Origin of the sequence: Paraburkholderia sp. DHOC27 (assembly GCF_003429005.1) — a bacterium.
GTDB lineage: Bacteria > Pseudomonadota > Gammaproteobacteria > Burkholderiales > Burkholderiaceae > Paraburkholderia.
On sequence record NZ_QVQV01000007.1, the window covers coordinates 146,193 to 165,411 of the forward strand.

16 protein-coding genes are annotated in these 19,219 nt (G+C 60.1%); 9 read left to right on the plus strand and 7 right to left on the minus strand.

What is annotated here, in order from left to right:
• Window positions 1-557: 557 nt before the first annotated feature.
• Complete coding sequence (locus D0B32_RS33210) at window positions 558-698, minus strand: helix-turn-helix domain-containing protein (protein ID WP_404935578.1); 141 nt, start codon at window positions 696-698, stop codon at window positions 558-560.
• A 184-nt stretch (window positions 699-882) separates the two neighbouring features.
• Here D0B32_RS33210 and D0B32_RS22185 point away from each other — a divergent pair, with 184 nt between their 5' ends.
• From D0B32_RS22185 to D0B32_RS22200, 4 genes are all read left to right on the plus strand, one after another.
• Complete coding sequence (locus D0B32_RS22185) at window positions 883-1,440, plus strand: PAAR domain-containing protein (RefSeq protein WP_117336452.1); 558 nt, start codon at window positions 883-885, stop codon at window positions 1,438-1,440.
• Window positions 1,437-1,973: a PAAR domain-containing protein gene (locus D0B32_RS22190; protein WP_147329554.1), complete on the plus strand. Its 537-nt coding sequence runs from the start codon at window positions 1,437-1,439 to the stop codon at window positions 1,971-1,973. The genes D0B32_RS22185 and D0B32_RS22190 overlap by 4 nt, the downstream gene beginning before the upstream one ends.
• Entirely contained in the window at window positions 1,970-2,893 is a 924-nt protein-coding gene (locus D0B32_RS22195) for a glycine zipper family protein (protein WP_117336454.1), read from the plus strand. The genes D0B32_RS22190 and D0B32_RS22195 overlap by 4 nt, the downstream gene beginning before the upstream one ends.
• Window positions 2,894-2,955: 62 nt before the next feature.
• The gene (locus D0B32_RS22200; protein ID WP_117336455.1) at window positions 2,956-3,561 is read left to right on the plus strand and encodes a hypothetical protein; all 606 of its coding nucleotides are present in this window, start codon (window positions 2,956-2,958) and stop codon (window positions 3,559-3,561) included.
• A gap of 655 nt (window positions 3,562-4,216) precedes the next feature.
• Here the strand turns inward: D0B32_RS22200 and D0B32_RS22205 are convergent.
• A complete protein-coding gene (locus tag D0B32_RS22205) occupies window positions 4,217-6,715 on the minus strand; it encodes a penicillin-binding protein 1A (protein WP_117336456.1) in 2,499 nt (832 codons plus the stop codon).
• Between the two features lie 439 nt (window positions 6,716-7,154).
• Between D0B32_RS22205 and D0B32_RS22210 the strand changes: the two genes are divergently transcribed.
• The 3 genes from D0B32_RS22210 (at window position 7,155) to D0B32_RS22220 (ending at window position 10,235) form a co-directional block, all read left to right on the plus strand.
• Entirely contained in the window at window positions 7,155-7,754 is a 600-nt protein-coding gene (locus D0B32_RS22210; RefSeq protein WP_117336457.1) for a plasmid mobilization protein, read from the plus strand.
• Between the two features lie 493 nt (window positions 7,755-8,247).
• Entirely contained in the window at window positions 8,248-8,928 is a 681-nt protein-coding gene (locus D0B32_RS22215; protein ID WP_117336458.1) for a PspA/IM30 family protein, read from the plus strand.
• Window positions 8,929-9,059: 131 nt separating this feature from the next.
• Window positions 9,060-10,235, plus strand: coding sequence for a tetratricopeptide repeat protein (locus D0B32_RS22220; RefSeq protein ID WP_117336459.1), 1,176 nt, complete (start codon window positions 9,060-9,062; stop codon window positions 10,233-10,235).
• Between the two features lie 79 nt (window positions 10,236-10,314).
• Here the strand turns inward: D0B32_RS22220 and D0B32_RS22225 are convergent, their stop codons facing one another.
• A complete protein-coding gene (locus tag D0B32_RS22225) occupies window positions 10,315-10,968 on the minus strand; it encodes a TetR family transcriptional regulator (protein ID WP_117336460.1) in 654 nt (217 codons plus the stop codon).
• A gap of 125 nt (window positions 10,969-11,093) precedes the next feature.
• Between D0B32_RS22225 and D0B32_RS22230 the strand changes: the two genes are divergently transcribed.
• Together D0B32_RS22230 and D0B32_RS22235 are read left to right on the plus strand one after the other, a co-directional pair.
• Window positions 11,094-12,704 (plus strand): NAD(P)/FAD-dependent oxidoreductase, encoded by a 1,611-nt coding sequence (locus D0B32_RS22230; protein ID WP_117336461.1) that lies wholly within the window; start codon window positions 11,094-11,096, stop codon window positions 12,702-12,704.
• 115 nt (window positions 12,705-12,819) lie between these two features.
• Complete coding sequence (locus D0B32_RS22235; protein WP_117336462.1) at window positions 12,820-13,797, plus strand: alpha/beta fold hydrolase; 978 nt, start codon at window positions 12,820-12,822, stop codon at window positions 13,795-13,797.
• Window positions 13,798-14,741: 944 nt separating this feature from the next.
• Here D0B32_RS22235 and D0B32_RS22240 read toward each other — a convergent pair.
• The 4 genes from D0B32_RS22240 to D0B32_RS22255 form a co-directional block, all read right to left on the minus strand.
• Entirely contained in the window at window positions 14,742-15,560 is an 819-nt protein-coding gene (locus tag D0B32_RS22240; RefSeq protein WP_117336463.1) for an ABC transporter permease subunit, read from the minus strand.
• Window positions 15,557-16,489 carry an ABC transporter permease subunit gene (locus tag D0B32_RS22245; protein WP_117336464.1) on the minus strand — a complete coding sequence of 311 codons (933 nt, stop codon included), beginning with the start codon at window positions 16,487-16,489 and terminating at the stop codon, window positions 15,557-15,559. The genes D0B32_RS22240 and D0B32_RS22245 overlap by 4 nt, the downstream gene beginning before the upstream one ends.
• Window positions 16,486-17,652, minus strand: coding sequence for an ABC transporter ATP-binding protein (locus D0B32_RS22250; RefSeq protein ID WP_181969873.1), 1,167 nt, complete (start codon window positions 17,650-17,652; stop codon window positions 16,486-16,488). Before D0B32_RS22250 ends, D0B32_RS22245 begins: the two co-directional genes overlap by 4 nt.
• A gap of 99 nt (window positions 17,653-17,751) precedes the next feature.
• A complete protein-coding gene (locus tag D0B32_RS22255; protein ID WP_117336465.1) occupies window positions 17,752-18,852 on the minus strand; it encodes a polyamine ABC transporter substrate-binding protein in 1,101 nt (366 codons plus the stop codon).
• Window positions 18,853-19,219 lie beyond the last annotated feature (367 nt).

Below are 19,219 nucleotides of genomic sequence, written 5' to 3' on the forward strand. Positions count from 1 at the left end.
CGCGTACGCGAAAACGCGTGATGCGCAAGCGCGTTCGCGGCACAAAAATTCAGTGCTGCTAGTCGAAAACTGGTGAATTCCGGTTCAGGGGAAACAGCCAGTCTGTGGGCCGTCCCGGATTGCGTATGAGCCGCGCTAAACCGCATGAGGGATGATCGGCTGCTGTGAGTTTCAGGAGCACCTCTTCGCGGATGTTTTGCGAACCATTTTTCCCCACGATATTCCCCACAAAACAGATGTCACGGTCGGATTCCAGCGAGCGCCGAGTCCAATATGTAAACATCTAACCTTTTGAATCTAAACAGAGCAGATGTTTGTAGGCCTTATGCGTTGCGGGGTAACTTTATCCACAGGCTTTGTTCATAATTCTATGAAAAAATCACGCCCTGTAATTAATTCGCCCGTGGCACAAGGCTTTGCGGGCGATGTGCGGAAGATAAATTTTTCCCCACATAGCCCCAAACATCCATTCCCCTACGTTTCCCCACATGCGGCGGTGCGGGGAAACTACCTTTCGCCTCAACGGATCCTAGTCGAGTTGCATTCCAAGCCACAGGTCAGCCCGGCTCCACCCCTAGCCACTGTTCGATACGAAGCGCCATTTCAGGCGTGATTCCTCCACGCTCGTTCAGGAGGCGCGAGAGGGTGACGCGCGTGATGCCAAGCAAGTCAAGCGCGCGCAGCAATGCGCCGTGCATTGGTCGCGCCCTTAATCAGATTCGTCCGATACCTCCTTCGTGAAAGCGGCATCAGCATCGCACATACGGGCGCGCTTTCGCCCGTCGCATGACCGGTTCCCAATCACCGGGCCAGTAGTCCTGGCCCGCTTCACGGAGGTAACGGAATGTCTGGAAGGCAGGGATACAACGCGGGGGGCCTTGCATGAGGCGAGCCATCCTGAAAGTGGGCGACCGCTCCACAAATGGCGGTGTAGTCACCGAAGGTATCAGCAACTGCACGCACCACGGAACGCCCATCACGTTCATCGGTGCAAGGGTATGGTGCAACGGATGTAAATCCGAAGGCGTGATTGGCTGGAAAGGACCGCACCAAAAAGCGGCGATGATGGGCAAGCAGCAGGCGCTGGATGGCGATATCTGCATCTGCAAATGCACGCCGCCACCCGTCATGCTCGCGACACAGGATAGCGCCTGGCAATCCTTCACGCCCGAAGAATGGGCGGCGATGGGCGGCGACACTCCCGGAACATCAACGTCCAGCAAAGATCACGGCGCTTACGACGAACGCGTGCGCATTCTTGACGCAACCAATCGTCCGCTTTCCAGCGTTCCCTACCATATCCGCGCCGCAGGTGGCGGTGTCTACAAGGGACTTACCGATGCATCCGGCTACTGTGACCGCGTCCACACCGATGACGTTTCACGGCTCGATATCTCTGTTGGCATGCAGGCCCTCGAACGTTGGGACGCAACACGATGAAGGCACTTGCTGCAATGGGCGACCGCACAAGTACGCGCGGTCAGGTGCTGAGCGGGTCATCCACGCAGTATGTCGAAGAAGGCCGCCCGCTCGCCGTTGATCTCGACTGGGCATCACGTGGTGAGTGCCGTGATGGCCCCTGGCGCATCCTCGGTAGCGTCACTGACTGGACGGATGAAGGCCGCAAGATGGGCAAGGACCTGGACTTGGTCGCGTGTGCATGCAGAAAGAATTTTGTACTCGCGGGACGCCGAGACTATCTCATCGAGGAATGGGGGAGCGGCACTACCACCCGCACAGGCATGCTGGATTCTTCCGCACAGGGCGTGCGCAGCCACGACAAAAAAATCCGCGTTGTTGACGAATCGGGTATCGCCGTTGCCAATTGTCTTTACCACATCACAGACGTCACAGGTACAACCCACCAAGGGCTGGCAGACAAAGATGGCCTTTGCCCCCGCGTTCACACGACAGACCTAAAGACACTCGACATCGCGGTTGGTATCAAAGCACTGGAGCGCTGGAAGCAATGAGCGAATACGTTTACCAGACCACCACGAACACAAAGCCCGATTCCCGATTCGACGTTCTGGGGCACCTGATGCCCGCAAGAGTGTTCTTCTTCGTGACCGTTGATGAAGTCGGTCCCGAAGGCTTCCTTGTCCGAAAAACCTACACGACCATCAACAACCCCTACCTAGGCGGCCTGGAGCTTTCGGAGTTACAGAAAATCAGGGAAGTTTATCCGGAGCTTACCGGGCTTTGGGCGCGCAATCCTGATTCATTGGCGAGCATCGCCGAGCACGTTCTGGGCAGGGACAAGGTGACTTCCTTCTCTTCGGCAAGCGGAAGCTTCCCCGAGGGTTCGCCGCGCTTTGACGGAAAAACCATCTATGTCGATATTGCCAAGGCCAAACGTTACGGTGCAAAGCTCGTTACTCCAGATGAAATCGGGGAAGCCGTTGACGGATACCTAAAAGACCTTCCCTCCAGGGAGCGGCGTGAGGGCCTGAACACGCTGAAAAAATCATTGGGTGTCGATAACGAATATCTGGTCAAGCCCGCGCCCGTGGTTCCTGCGGACGGCATCTTTTCGAGGTCAGGACTGGCGATTACTTTTGGCTTCGAGAAGTGGGCGCGTGTGGTACAGGTGTTTGGCATATTCTTGACTGGATACGATCTGGCCATGTCCGCAGAACGGTCTATTCGCATCAAGAGCATAAGACCAATAGAGAAATCAACTCTCCGTCAGATGGCCGGCTGGGAAGGTAGTATCGCAGGCCGGTGGGCTAGCGCCGCCATCGCTGCGCGTATCGGTGCAGCCGAAGGTACGCTGTGCGGAATCGAACTGGGGCCGGGCGCCTTCATTACGGGTCTGGTTGGAGGAATCATCGGCAGCGCAATCGGCTACTTTGGCGAGAATTACATACTTGACAAAGCAGGCGTGAATTAAGGGGCTTTATGTCGATCTTTGAGAAGGTCCGCGACCGCTTTACAGCGGAATGGAAACGACCGATGGACCACGAAAAACACCTGTCTGAACTGTTCAGAAGAACGCCTGAACTGCTACATATCATTTTTGGGAATGCAGTGTCTACACGAACTATCCGTCCTTCGAGCTATGCACGCGTTGAGTACCTAGGGGAACACGGTTTCCATGCGTTCTTATGGGCCCAAAACATGGAGGCTGCCGCATATCCCCGCTTTCTCAGCATCGTTCGTGGCGAGGGTGAGGACCAGGATTTCCGGCACTTCCGGCGCGGAGAATTTACTTCGTTCGTCGCCACCCGCGTCGAATTCCTCGGGCGTAACGTCTCTCTGCTGACGAACGACTCGGAACTGCTGGACCGTCTCTCTGAAGTGCAGTTCAGTCCCAATCCGCCGTGGATCATGTACCCCGATCTGGGTCCGCTTGCTTCCTACAATCAAGGCGAACAGGAGTACTGGGACCGCCATGTATGGACCCCGTTCTGGAAAAGTTTGTCCCCTGAACAGAAAGACCTGTACATAGACCGTCGATCGGAGGCGGCACTCACCTACATGCTGCCGGAAGAATGGGACGACTGGGTGTATTCGATCCGCAGGAACGATCCTGAATATAAACATCGTCACGGGCTTTAGCGTGCAGGATCGGGAGACAAAAAATGAAGATAAAGACACAGTACATCGCGCCTGTCTCGCTTTGGCTCGTGGTACGCAAGCGCTTTTCGAGCACGGGACTATTCATCAAACCTGCATGGGTCTGTGACTGAACGCAGGACGGCCCGGTTATCTTTACGTCGCACATCCGTTAATTACAAATGCAAAGCACAAACCTAGCAACAAAGCGCGCATCGCTCTCCGTCCTCATCAGCAAAAAACGTAGACGCTGACGGCGTGCCTACTGTCCCGCAATGGGAAAACCCTTAGTTGCGTCGCTGGAGCCGCGGCCCTCGTAGCGAACTTGATTTAACGAAATGATTCGACCGAAATACGTGGCGCAATGAGATTCGCTATTCGGGCGCGCGGCTGACAGATACAGTGACGTTGTTTCAGGCGATGGGGGAGCCGCCGGTTGGGACGATGGCTTGGGATTCGAAGCACGCGTCACGCCTGAATGATCGCGATGGCGCCAGTGAAGGCGCCGGTATCAAACAAACTTATCCCCAGAAACTGTTCACAGCCTTGTTGATAACCTTGGGGCAGCGTGCTTAAGTCGTTGAAGTCAATCGCTTAAAAGACAGCGGCGCATGTGTATGCGCCGCGCCTCAATCCACTCAAACCCGCCCCATCACCCTCAAGGCTTGTTCGATTCAAACAGATTCATGATCTGCTGCTTTTCGCTCGACGAGACATCGGGCGCCGGTGCAGGCGGCGTCATCCCGGCCGGCCCGACACCACCCACGGCGTCACTCGCACCCGCCAACGGATTGGCCGAATCGAGACCGATACTCGCGATGAAGCCATTACCCGGCGTCACGTCCTTGTAGAACATTTCGCCATCGACCGTGGTCACCGTATCCGGCATGGCCGGTTCGGCCTGCGGCACACCACGCAGCGCGCGGCCCATATACTCCACCCAGATCGGCAACGCCAGTTGCGCACCGAACTCGCGGCTGCCGAGGCTCTTCGGCTGGTCATAGCCCATCCAGGCCACCGCCACCAGCGACTGCTGATAGCCGGCAAACCAGCCGTCCTTCGCGTCATTGGTCGTACCGGTCTTGCCCTGCAGGTCCGAACGCTTCAGCGCATTGGTGCCGGCGCCCGTGCCCGCCGTCGCCACGGAATGCAGCAGGCTGTTCATGATGAAGGCGTTACGCGGGTCGATGGTACGCGGCGCATCGCGGCCTGCCGTCAACGGTTGAGCCCGCGAAATCGGCTGACCGCGCGCGTCCGTCACTTCACCGATCAGATACGGGTTGATGCGATAGCCGCCGTTCGCGAACACCGCGTACGCCCCCGCCGATTGCAACGGCGTGACCAGACCCGCACCGAGTGCCATTGGCAGATACGGCGGCGTCTTGTCCGCATCGAAACCGAAGCGCTGCGTGACGAAGTCCTGCGCGTACTTCGTACCGATGAACGACAGAATCCGGATCGACACGAGGTTCTTCGATTTCTCCAGCGCGAGACGCATCGGCATCGGACCATCCGGCTGGTCGTCGTCCTTCGGCTCCCACGCGTCGCCGCCCGGCGTGCTCGGCGGGAAATACAGCGGCGCATCGTTGATGATGGTTGCCGGTCCGAGGCCCTTGTCGAGCGCAGCTGAATAGATGAACGGCTTGAAGCTCGAACCCGGCTGACGCCAGGCCTGCGTCACGTGATTGAACTTGTTCTTGTTGAAGTCGAAGCCGCCAATCAGCGCGCGGATCGCGCCGTCCTGCGGCGTCAACGACACCAGCGCGCCTTCCACCTGCGGCAACTGCGTGATCTGCCAGTTGCCCTTGTCATCGGCAATCAGGCGCACGATCGAACCCGGCTTGATACGCAGCGCGCCCGAAGCGCGCGGGCTCAACGCGGCCGTGACGAAACGCAGGCCGTCCGGGTTGATGGTGGCCTCGGTGCCGTCGAGGAACTGCGCCTGCACCTGCTTCGGATTCGCCGCGGTCACCACGGCCGCGACGATCTCGCCGTTGTCCGGGTGATCGGTCAGGGCGTCGTCGATGGCCTGATCGCGGTCGTCGCCCGGCGGCGGCAATTCCACATAGCCTTCCGGTCCACGGTAGCCGTGACGGCGCTCGTAATCCATCACGCCCTTGCGCACCGCCGAATAGGCTGCTTCCTGGTCGGCGGAATCCACGGTGGTGATGACGTTCAGGCCGCGCGTGTAGGTTTCGTCCTTGTACTGCGCGTACATCATCTGACGCACCATTTCCGCCACGTACTCGGCATGCACGCTGTATTCGTTGCCGGGGTTCTTGGTGTGAATCTCTTCCTTGACCGCCGCGTCGTACTGGTCCTGCGTGATGTAGCGCAGATCGAGCATGCGCTTCAGGATGTATTCCTGACGAATCTTCGCGCGCTTCGGATTGACCACCGGGTTATACGCGGACGGCGCCTTGGGCAGCCCCGCCAGCATCGCGCACTCGGCCAGTGAGAGATCCTTCAGGTCCTTGCCGAAGTACACGCGCGCCGCCGCCGAAAAGCCGTAGGCGCGCTCGCCCAGATAAATCTGGTTCATGTACAACTCGAGAATCTGGTCCTTGGAAAGCGCCCGCTCGATCTTGTACGCGAGCAACATTTCGTAAACTTTGCGGGTGTAGGTCTTCTCGCTAGACAGGAAGAAGTTACGCGCCACCTGCATGGTGATCGTGCTCGCGCCCTGCGACGCGCCGCCATGCAACAGATCCGCCGAACCCGCCCGCAGGATGCCCACGAAGTCCACGCCGCCGTGCTCGTAGAAGCGGTAGTCCTCGATGGCGAGCACGGCCTTCTTCATCTGGTCCGGAATGTCCTGGAAGCGCACGAGATTACGCCGCTCTTCGCCGAATTCGCCGATCAGCACGTGGTCCGCGGTATAAATGCGCAGCGGCACCTTCGGCTGATAGTCGGTCAGCGCTTCGAGCGACGGCAGTTGCGGCCCCATCACGATCAGCGCGTAGCCGACGATCAGCGCCCCCACCACGGCGACGGTTGCCAGCAGACCGAACACGGTCAGCAGGATACGCGCGCCAAGCGAGCGGCCACCCGGCTCGTCGCCCGACTGGCCGTCATTACGCCCTGGAGTGCGGTGATAGGGATCCCGGTCTGCACCACCCGGAGAGTTTGAGGATTGCGGTCGTTTGATGATTGGCATGACTCGAATAATGGGCGCGTGACTGCACGCCTGACTGATACCGCCGGACGGCCCTGCGTCCCCGTTGGCCTGCTCGGCGCGCGTACAGGGCCCGGCCTGGAGGGAGCCCCGCGCAACGTAACAGCGCATTTTAAAGAAATCAAGCCCGCTCGACGGGCCTTTTTTTGTAAGAATTCCCTCGTGATCGTTCCCCGCTCCCTTACATGCAAAGCGTTCGTTGCGATTGTGCGCCACGCCGCAGTTATTAACAGAAATTGTTGAAAGGCCTGTGGACAAGCCTGCCGGAAACGCCTCAAGCCCTTGATGTCACGGGATTTTCATTCGCCGCCCATTTCGCAATAAGGCAACTCGCCTTATGATGGTCTTGTCGCACGAATCGCCAGTGCGGCCGCGCGCCTCTTCAGCCGTTCGACGCCAAACAAGTTACGCGAGCAAGACTATGAACAAGCCCAGCGAACGCATCGTCGTCTTTGTGACTCCTGCCCAGAAACGCGCGATCGCCGCGAGTGCGGAAAAACTCGGCATCAGCGTCAGTGAACTGATGCGCCGCGCCGTGCTGAGCTTCAGCGTCACCAGCGAACAGGTGAAGGCGGCGAGCATCGTCGACCGGATGCGCGCCCCGCGTGAACCCGACGCCCTCAACGCAGCGCTGGCGCGGGTTGCGAGCGACACCCGCAACGCCCGCGCGGCGCTGCCGTCCGTGCTGAAAAAAGACAGCGCGGCTGAGACGCCGGCCGCCGCCGAACCGGTTCCCCCGCCCTTACTCCCCGCCGACGTCCTCGCTGCGCTGGTGCGCACACCCGAGGAAGAACTCGCTGCCGCCGAGGCCGAAGCCGTGGCGCGCATGACCGCCGTGGAAGCGGCGGCGGCCGCTGCACGCGCCAATGCCAACAACGGTGCCCGGCGCCCGGCGGCGCTGGAAACCGCCGAGCCGTCGTCCATCCTGCCCTCGCTGCGGCGGCGCGTGCGGCCCGAGCCGAGCCGCGAAGAAGACGATCCGCGCAATGACCCCGCGCCGGAAGACGGACGCTTTGCCTGAGCGCGGGTGGCAGGTGATTTGCGTGCGGCGCGACAGCGGCCTGAGCGCAGCCTCAGCTTGACCATCATAAAAAGCGAACGCGACTTCGGCTACTTCGACATGACCCGCGCCAGCGCGTTCGACACATTTCGCATCACTCTTGACGAAGCTTGAAATATTCTCCCGTCAACGCTTCGAATCGCCGTTCGAAACTCGCAAAAGCCACGGCTTTAAGGCGTGTTTAAGACACGGCGTGGTGTAATATCCGCCAGCAGTTGAGCCCTGGCGCGTGCCTGCTCATCGACGTCACTTGATGCAGTCGTTCAGGGGCGTCACGCACTGGCGTCACATGGCGGCCGAACAATTTGCGGCGCCGCTATTGCAATTCGCCGGCGTGCCCCGACTTCCGCACCGGCTGCCTGCGCAATCTTGCGCGCAGCGGCGTAAACTAGTGATCGCTCGTGGTTACGCGCGCCTCGGTACTCAGCGCCGATTTCATTCTACGGAGGTATTCATGTCGCTAATTGACAGCATCTCGCGCACGCTCAAGGGTCTCCTGAACGACGCTGCGGATTCCGTGCAAGACCCGTCGCGCGATTCGCGGCAGATCGTGCGCGAGCTCGATGCCAGCATCGCCAAAGCCGAGAACTCGCTGATCGAGATTCAGGCGCAGGTCGCCACTCAGCAGAGCAAGCGCGATGTTGCCGCCGACAAGGCCCGCAAATACGAAGACGGCGCCAAGCGCGCGCTGCAAGCCGGTGACGAGACCCTCGCGCGCGAAGCACTCGGCGCTCAGGCCACCGCCGAAGCGGAACGCGACGCGCTGGCTAAAGAACTCAGCACGCTGGAGCCGTCGGTCGATCAGTTGAAGAGCCAGATCGACGACATGCGCACGCGCCGCAACGACCTCAACGCGCGCTCGAACATCCTGCAGGCCAAGCAGCAGATCGCGCAGGCCAAAGATACGGCGGCCACCGCGCTGGGCGGCATTGGCGGCAAGAATCTCGCCGAGGATTTCCAGAAGCTGGAAGACAAGGTGGCACTGTCGAACGCACGCTCCGACGCACGGCTGAATTCGGCCGATACGAAAAGCGGCAAGGCACTCGACGACAAGCTCGCCGATCTGAATCGCGGCCCGTCGGTCGAAGACCGCCTCGAAGCGTTGAAGAAGCAGTTGAACACGCCGGCGCAGTGATTGGCTGCAGTCAATTGCGGCAGTAGCCAGCAGTACACCGCCGTGACGCGGCGCCGGCTTTCATGCGGCGCTGCGTGTCACAGCGGAGACGATTGCCATGGAGACGGGCGTCAAATCGTCCGGTCCGACACATGAAAAAACTTTTTGCAGCTGCTTTCGCTTCGCTCATGCTGGTCTGCTCGCTGGCCTTCGCCGTGCCGAGCGCCCAGCAGATCGAATCGGACATGGCGCGCGGCAACTGGCAACAAGCCGATTCCGCGCTCACCGAAGTGCTGCAGGCGCATCCGAACAATGCGCGCGCGCACTACCTGTATGCCCAGGTGCTGGTGAACGAAGGCCGCGCGGCTGACGCGCTGGCGCAGGTTCAGCAGGCCAAGACGCTCGATCCGCAGATCCGCTTCACCGACCCGACCCGCTTCGCGCAGACCGAAGCGATGATCCGCCGGGCCGCCGAGCGCGCGGGCGCAACGGGCAGTCGCATCAACAATCCGCTCGCGCAGCAAAACGCGCCGTCCATGCAGGCGCAGGCTGCGATGGCGCCACCGGCGCCGGAACATCATGGCCCTTCGACGGGCCTGATGATCGGCATCGCCATCGTGCTGATCGGCGTGGCGATCGTACTGCGCTGGACGCTGCGACGCGCGCGCACGCAGGATGATTCGCGTGCCGATGACGATCGCCGCACCCAGCTCAAACGCGCTACGGATCTGCTGAACGCGGTGCGCTCGCTGAAGCTCGACGTGAAGCTGTCCGCCGCTGCCGGTCACGAGGCATTAGCGAAGGAAGTGGAAGGCACTGAAGACGAGTTGCGCAACCTCGTCGAGGCGCTGTCGAACAGCAAGAATCCCGTGCCGCCCTATCAGGTCGACGAGCTGGAGCAACGGGTCGCGAGTCTCAAGGCACGCGCGGAAGGCCGTCCCGATCCGTATGCGGCACCGGCGGCTGCGAGTTCGAGCGACTCGGCTTACGCGCGTGAAGCCGAACGCTTCGGCAACCCGCCGCAACCGCCCTATCCTTACCCGCCGCAACAGCAACCGCCGGTGGTCGTGCAGCAAGGCGGCGGCTTCGGTGGCGGCATGGGCGGTCTCCTGACCGGCGTGCTGCTCGGCCAGGTGCTCAACGGCGGCCGGGATCGCGAAGTGATCATCGACGACGAATCGCGTCGCCGGGGCGATAACGGGGGCAACGGCGGCAATAACGGCGGCGGCCTCGATTTCGGTCAGGGATCGAACGACTGGGACGATGGCAGCGGCGGCGGCAACGTCGACATGGGTAACGACGATTCCGGCGGGTGGAACGACAACTGACCGATAACCACGTGAACGCGTGAACGCGCCAGGCGTGGCGCGGCTGAAAACAGGCTCCTTTCTCAAGGAGCCTGTTTCGTTATGAGCGCCCCGAAAGCGGTGCCTCGCTCTGCGCAAGCGTCGAAGCACCCACGAACAAACGCACGATAAAACGCTCGGCGTATTCGATCAATGCGCCGCGGTGCGGTGCATTGCCAATGTATTCCTGCGACAGGTGAAACAGCTGCAGGACGATCTGCGTGCAGACCTCGTCCACGGTGGCCGGGTTGAGCGCCGGCATGAGCTTGAGCTGAACCACGTCGTCGGCCATCTCGGCAGCGACTTCGTGCAGATTGGTGCGCACCGCCGCACGCAGCGCTGGCGACGAGCCGTGATACTCGGCGAGCGCGCTCAGAAACGCCTCGCGGTTTTCCAGTGCGAACGTAAAGAACGCGACGCACGCGCGGCGCGGCACGCTGTGCGGTTCATCATGAGCCGCGAGCCAGCGCTCACGGCGCAACATGGGACGCAGGCGACGGCTGACCCATCCGAGCGCCTCGCGCGCCAGATCGTCGAGCGTGTCGAAATGCCGGTAGAACGTGTTTGGATTGAGCCCCGCCTCACGCGCGATCTCACGCAAGCCGAGACTCGCGAAACTGCGCCCGCCCGCCGTGAGGCGCAACGCCGCCTCGATCAGCCTGCGTTTGCCGGGAGCGAGTTCGAAGTCGACAGTGGATGGAAGGTCAGCAGCCATAGCGTTTGAACTGTAAACCATCTTGACGCGATGTGTACAGTTGTCTACCCTGCGCGTAACAAGCGTAGACAACTGTAGACGCTCCTCCCACAACCCGATTGCACGATTGCCGCGGAGACCCGCCCATGTCGTCCCCCACGCCAGCGTTGCGCATTGCGATTGTCGGAAGTGGCTTCGCCGGCATTGGCATGGCCATCCGGTTGAGGCGCATGGGGCTGGAGTCGTTCACCCTCTACGAGGCCGCCGCGGAGATTGGCGGCACGTGGCGCGACAACGCCTATCCGGGCGCCGCCTGCGACGTGCCCTCGCATCTGTATTCGTTCTCTTTCGAACCCAATCCCAACTGGTCGCGCGCGTTCAGCCCGCAGGCCGAGATACTCGCGTACCTCAAGCATTGCGTGCGCAAGTACGAACTCGAGCCGTATCTGCGGCGTCGCACGCGGGTCGTGGCGGCCCGTTTTGACGAAACGAAGCAGGTGTGGATGCTCGAACTCGAGCGCTTCGATCGCGCGCCGAGAGATGCGAGCTTCGAGGTGTCGTTCGATGACCCCTTGGCTGATTCGAGCGACCCAGCCGGTGTTGCCGCGAACCCCGTTGAGAGTCGCGCTGAGAATCGCGCTGACAGCCATGCGTTTAGCCGGCGCGAAACCGTCGAGGCCGATGTCGTGATTGCCGCGAGCGGGCCCTTGTCGCGCCCCGCTCTGCCGCGCATCGACGGACTTGAACGCTTCGCCGGCAAACTGTTCCATTCGGCCCGCTGGGATCACGACTATCCACTCGAGGGCAAGCGCGTCGCAGTGATCGGCACCGGCGCGAGCGCCATCCAGTTCGTGCCGCAAATCCAGCCGCGCGTGGCCCGGCTCGACCTGTTCCAGCGCACGCCGCCGTGGATCATGCCCAAACCCGACAAAGCAATCAGCGCACGCACGCGTTGGTGGTTTCAGCACCTGCCGCTCACGCAGCGCCTCGTGCGCAGCGCGATTTACTGGCAACTGGAGTCGCGTGCAGTGGGATTCGTCGTCAATCCCAAGCTCATGTCGCTGCCCACCCGGTTCGGACTGAGCTATCTGGAACGGCGCGTGAAAGACCCTGCATTGCGCGCCAAACTCACGCCCCGCTACCGGTTCGGCTGCAAGCGCGTGCTGCTATCCAGCGACTATTATCCGGCGCTCAGTCAGCCGAATGTCGAGGTAATCACGGATGCGATCCGCGAGATCGTGGCGGACGGCGTCGTCACCGAAGATGGCATGCTTCACGCAGTGGACGCGATCATCTGCGGCACCGGGTTTCAGGTGAACGACGTCGGTGCGCCGTTCGAGGTCACGGGCGTAGACGGCGCGGATCTTAGCGCCCTGTGGCTACATGACGGACCGCAGGCGTATCTCGGGACAAGCATCGCCGGGTTCCCGAATTTTTTCATGATGGCCGGTCCCAATACAGGACTCGGACACAACTCGATGATCTACATGATCGAGTCGCAGATCCAGTACATCGCCGATTGTTTGCGCACGCTGCGTTACCAACGCGCCCGTACGATGACCCTGCGCGCCGATGTGCAGCAGACTTTCAACGCGCGTCTTCAGCATGACATGCAGCGTTCCGTCTGGACCACGGGTTGCCACAGCTGGTATCAGACGAGGAGCGGCAAAGTGACTGCGATCTGGCCGGGATTCACCTTCAGCTTTCGCCGACGCACGCGGCGTGTGCGGGCGGAGGAGTATCGGTTCGATCGTTGAAGGCATGGTTGCGGAGTGATCCATAGGCTTCGCGAGTCGCGGCATTTTTAGTCATGGGGGCATAGACCCTTGGTCAAGACGCGCTAACTGCAATACACATAAGGGGGAACCACGCATGGCGAGCTTCGAATCCATTGCTTCTGAAACTCAAGCGGCGTTGCCGCGCCGCTCGCTGGCTGCAAGGCTCGGTATCACCAGCGTGCCGCGCGCCGAGTTACGGCGCCGCTATACACAGCCGGGTTCGAAGTTCATCGGGATCATGGGCGCCGACGTGCACTATGTCGACGAAGGCGGCGACGACAACAGCGACAAAGTCATCGTGATGATCCACGGCTTCGCGTCCTCACTGCACACGTGGGATGTGCTGGCGGGGCAACTGGCGCGCAACTACCGTGTGATCCGCCTCGACCTGCCGCCGTTCGGCGTGACGGGACCGTTGCGCACGACGAGCGGCGAGATAGAGACGATGAATCTGCCGACCTACCGACGCTTCATCGACACCTTCATGCAGGCGCTCGGCATTACGCGGGCGACGCTGATTGGCAACTCGCTAGGCGGATTGATTTCGTGGGATTACGCGGTGCGGCATCGCGGGGCGGTCGAACGGCTGGTGCTGATCGACGCCGCGGGTTTTCCGATGAAACTGCCTATCTATATAGGGCTTTTCAACAGCGCGCTGGTGCGCATGAGCGCGCCGTGGTGGCTGCCGGAGGCGATCGTCAAGAGCGCGGTGCGCAATGTCTACGGCGATCCGCGTAGATTACCGGCGCCGACGTTGCGACGCTATATCGAGTTCTTTCATGGAGAAGGTACACGGACGGCGATTGGCAAGATGGTGCCGACGCTGGATTTCGCCGATCTGGATACGGATGTGCTGAAGACGCTCGACGTGCCGACGCTGGTGCTTTGGGGTACGAAGGATCGGTGGATACCGCCGGCGCATGCGGATGAGTTTGTGCGAAGGATTCCGGGCTCACGCCTCGTGAGGTATGACGGGTTGGGGCATATTCCGATGGAGGAGGCACCCGAGCGGGTGATGCAGGATTTGAGTTGTTTTTTGGACTTAAGCGCTGCGGGGGGTTTGGGTGGTTAACCTCCACCTCCGCCGCCGAGGAATCGCAGTACGTCCCATAGGAATTTCAATGCCATCAGGATTAGCTCCCACAGTTGGTAGAGTTGTTGCCAGCCGGTGAAGAGCACGGTGATGTGCGGCATTTTTTACTTCTGGGTCTGATGATAAGTGGGGGTATCTTAACTGGCTTTGTTGGTGATTTGCGTTGCCTCTGCGGGCGCCTGCTCGTGTTGGCCTTCGGTGTTGGTCTTTCCTTGTTTTGTCTTTGGCCTTTCCTTGTTTTGTCTTTGGACTATTTGCGTTGCCCCTGTGCGGGGCGGCACCTACTTTTCTTTGCCGGCCGCAAAGAAAAGTAGGCAAAAGAAAGCGGGCTCAAACCGCCAGCTCGTAGGTGTCTCCCTCGCCGCTCCCGCGGTATTGGTCCGAGACAAGACCGTCCCTCGCCCCTCCAATCCCTGTGACACAGCACTCATTCATCCCACTCCGCACTCCGTGCGTCGCGGTCGGGTTTGCTCTGGAAAAAGCGGCCATTGGCCTGGTCTATGGAATATCTAGTAGGATTCCGAACCATATTCGTGACGACTTTTTTAACGAAGATACTGGTTGAGCAGACGAGGATTGGGTGGCGACATGAGGTTGTGCCGTGCGGCGGGGCGCGAAGCGCGACGCTGGAGCGGATGACTGCCTGGTCACTGAGATCAGAAATGCGGGAGATCGTCTCGTCTCGGACCAATGCTGCGAGAGTAGCGAGGGAGACACCTAAAAGCTGGCGGTTTGAGCCCGCTTTCTTTGCCTACTTTCTTTGCGGCGGCAAAGAAAGTAGGTGCCGCCCCGCACAGGGGCAACGCAAATAAACCAATACGAATGCAAGGAAAGGCAACAGACCACTAAAAAAACAAGGAAAGGCCAAAATAAAAACAACAAAAGGCCAAAACAACAAACCCGCCTGGAAGGCAAAAAAAAAACTAAATCACCATCTCCATCCTCTTCCTCTCCCCCCGCTGCACAAAATAATTCGCCACCACCACCCCAACAGTCACCACCGCAATAAACAACGTCGCCAACGCATTCATCTCCGGATTCAACCCCAACCTTACCCGCGAGAAAACCACCAACGGCAACGTAGTCGACCCCGGCCCCGACAAAAACGCCGACAACACGAGATCATCAATAGAAAGCGTAAACGACAGCAACCACCCAGCCACCAAAGCCTGCGAAATCAACGGCAACGTAATGAAGAAAAACACCCGCAACGGCGTTGCCCCAAGATCCAGCGCTGCTTCTTCAAGCGAAGGGTGCAGTTCCCGCACCCGCGATTGCACGATGATCGCCACATACGAAATGCACAGCATCACATGGCCGATCCAGATCGTCACAAATCCGCGCCCCGCCGGCCAGCCCAGCCATTTCGCCATTTCGATGAACAGGAGCAGCAGCGAAATCCCCTGAATCACTTCAGGAATCACCAACGGCGCATTGATCATCCCCGAAAACAGCGTAAAGCCCCGGAAGCGCCCCATCCGCGCCAGCACGAAACCCGCCCACGTGCCGATAAATACCGACGCAAATGCGGTCATCAAACCGATCCGCAACGACAGCCACGCCGCGGCGATCAGTTCGTCGTCTTCGAGCAGCGCCTGATACCAGCGCGTCGAAAAACGCGTCCACACCGTGACCAGTTGTGACTCGTTGAACGAATACACCACCAGACTCACAATCGGGATATACAAAAACAGAAAGCCAATTCCAAGCGCAATCAGTTGCAGGATGCGATTCGGCTTCATCGTTGCCGCTCCTCCAGCGCCTTTGCCTGCGCATACTGGAAAAACGCCATCGGCACGAGCAACAGCAACACCATCGCGCACGTCACCGCCGAAGCCATCGGCCAGTCGGCATTATTGAAGAACTCATTCCACATGACGCGACCAATCATGAGCGTATTGGCGCCGCCCAGTAACTCCGGAATCACGTATTCGCCCACTGCCGGAATAAACACCAGCAGGCATCCTGCGATAATGCCGTTCTTCGACAGCGGCAAGGTGATTTGCCAGAATGCCCGCCACGGCTTCGCACCGAGATCGTAAGCAGCCTCCAGCAAGGTCATATCCATTTTCACGAGGTGCGCGTATAGCGGCATGACGAGAAACGGCAAATACGAATACACCATGCCGATATAAACCGCGATATTCGTGTGATACAGCTCGATCGGTGTATGGATCAGGCCAATCGACATCAGGAAGTTATTCAGCAATCCGTTGTTCTTCAGAATGCCGATCCACGCATACACGCGAATCAGAAACGACGTCCAGAACGGCAGCATCACGGCCATCATCAAAATGTTGCGACTGCCCGGATTCGAGCGCGCAATGTAATACGCCATCGGATAACCCAGCAGCAAACATAGCAGCGTGGAAACGGCTGCCACCACTACCGAATTCACATACGTCGCGAAGTACAGGCTGTCCGTCAGCAGAAACGCGTAGTGCGAAAAGTCCAGCGCGATATGCAACACGCCGTCCTGAATGCTGGTCAGTTCCGTGTACGGCGGAATGCCCATTTGCAGGTCGGCAAAGCTGATCTTCACCACCAGCAGGAACGGCACGAGGAAAAACAGCAGCAGCCAGATGAACGGGCCAGCCACCACCGCCGTGCGCCCGGTCAGCCCGAAACGGCGAACCGGCCACGTCGCGAATGCGGTCAAGGCGTGCTTCATGACGTCAGCACCACGCCCGCGGACGCGCTCCAGCGCACATATACCTCGTCATCCCATGTGGGCGATTCAATCTCGGAGAGCGCGAGGCTCGTCACGTTCGCCACCACGGTCTTGCCGCTGTCCAGTTTCACGTGATACAGCGAGTAGCCACCCATGTACGCAATGTTGGTGACGGTGCCCCGGCCCCAGTTGTACGCGCCCTCGGGCGGCTTGCGGGTGAGCGCGATGCGCTCGGGCCGTACCGAGATGGTCACGGGCATGCCGAGCGGCCCGGTAATGCCGTGATTCACGTACAGGCGCACCGGCAGGTCCGGCGTCTCGACGAACACGTGGTCCGGCTCGTCCTCCACCACGTTGCCGTCGAACAGGTTGGTCGAGCCAATGAACTCGGCCGAGAAGCGGCTGTTCGGATATTCGTAGACTTCATGCGGCGTGCCGAGTTGGACGATCTCGCCTTCGCTCATCACGGCGAGCCGCCCCGCCATCGTCATCGCCTCTTCCTGATCGTGCGTCACCATGATGCAGGTCACGCCGACCTTGTCGAGAATGTTGACCAGTTCGATCTGTGTGCGTTGGCGGATCTGTTTGTCGAGCGCGGACATCGGCTCGTCGAGCAAGAGCAGTTTCGGACGCTTGACGAGGCTGCGCGCGAGCGCCACGCGCTGCTGCTGGCCGCCGGAAAGCTGATGCGGCTTGCGTTTGGCAAAGCGCCCCATCTGCACCAGATCCAGCACGGTCTGCACACGGTCCTGCAGTTCCGCCTTGGCCACCCCTTCCTGCTTCAGCCCGAACGCCACGTTCGCTTCCACTGTCATGTGCGGAAACAGCGCGTAGGACTGAAACATCATGTTGGTCGGGCGACGATACGGCGGCATCTGCGCGAGGTCTTCGCCGTCGATCAGGATCTTGCCCGAGGTCACCGTTTCCAGACCGGCCAGCATGCGCAGCAGCGTCGACTTGCCACAGCCGGAACTACCGAGCAGCGCAAACAGTTCGCCCTTGCGAACCGACAGGCTCACCTGCTTGACCGCCACGGTCTCGCCGAACTTCTTGACGACATCGACGATCTGCACGAAGTTTTCCGCTGCACTGTCTGCAACGATGGGGTTGCCCGAGGGCGGCGCGCCGGCCCCTGCCAGCACGCCCGACTGGTCACTGCTCATGATGTGCTACTTCACTCTCGCGTTTGACGAACAAAGCCCCCGGTGGACACCGGGGGCTTGTGGATGGAGCCTGGCTTGCGGTCACCGAGGCCGCAGGCTTTAGCGACCCGACTTGAATTCAGTCCACAGTCGGGTTTGCAGGCGCTGGATCTCTGCCGGCAACGGCTTCAGCAGGAACAGCGTCTTGATGACTTCAGGCGACGGGTACACGGCCGGATCGTCAGCCACGTCCTTGTCGACGTACTTGCGGGCTTCGAGGTTCGCGCTCGGATAATAGACTTCGTTGGTAATCGCGGCGTGGACCTGCGGCGTTTCGATGTAGTTGATCCATTCGAGCGCGGCTTCCTTGTTCTTCGCGTCCTTCGGAATCGCCATCACGTCGAACCAGACCGGTGCGCCGCCCTTCGGAATGTAGTACTCGATCTTGTACGGCTTCTTCGCTTCGGCAGCGCGATGCTTCGCGATCACCACGTCACCCGACCAGCCGTATGCAAAACACACGTCGCCGCCCACCAGGTCGTTGATGTACCCGGACGAGTTGAACTGCGTGATGTACGGGCGGATCTTCTTCATCATGTCGAGCGCGGCGTGGTAATCCGCCGGGTTCGTGCTCATCGGATCTTTGCCGATGTAATGCAGCGCGGCCGCAAACATCTGGTCCGGCGCGTCGAGCACGGACACGCCGCATGCCTTCAGCTTCGAAATGTTTTCCGGTTTGAACAGCATGTCCCAGTTATCGAGCGGCGCGTTTTTGCCGAGGATCTGCTGAACCTTCGTGACGTTGTACGCAAGACCGGTCGTGCCATACGCCCAGGGCACCACGTATTTGTTGCCCGGATCCGCGCCGGCGACGAGCGCCATCAGCGACGGATCGAGGTATTTCAGGTTGGGCAGCTTCGACTTGTCGAGCGGCGCGAAGATGCCCGCGGCGATCTGCTTGCCGGCGTAGTTGCTGGTCGGCACGACGATGTCATAGCCAGAATTACCGGTCAGCAACTTGGCCTGCAGCGTGTCGTCGCTGTCATAGTTGTCGTATTTGACCTGGACGCCGGTCTGCTTGGTGAAGTTCGGGATTGTGTCCTTGGCGATGTAGTCGGACCAGTTATACACGTTCAATTGCGTATCTTTTGCCGCCGCCGTCAACCACGGCGTGGCACACAGCACGAGCGCCGCGAGTTGGCTCACCACCAGTTTTTTCATCCCGTCTCTCCGATTCTGTTCGATCCAGCCCGACCGTCCACACCACGTGCCGCAGCGCGCCGCCCACGGCTCCCCTGAAAAACCCGAAAACTACCACTAATTATTGCGCGCTTCAAAAAAAATGCCACGATGTCGCGCAAAGGGTACAGCGAGATCCCAATGCGGCGGTCGCGACGCGCACAGCCTTGACACAAAATTGCGCGCAATTTTAGCGACTTATCACCGTATGTCCACTGGGAAAAAATCTTCTGCTACAGGGCAAGGCGGAAGGCTGCGGGATTTCAGCGGCGGAGATGGTGTTTGCCGCGAAAGCGCTGCCGGTGTCGGTTTGCTTTGCTTGAGGTTGCGTCCCAGATGATGTGAAACA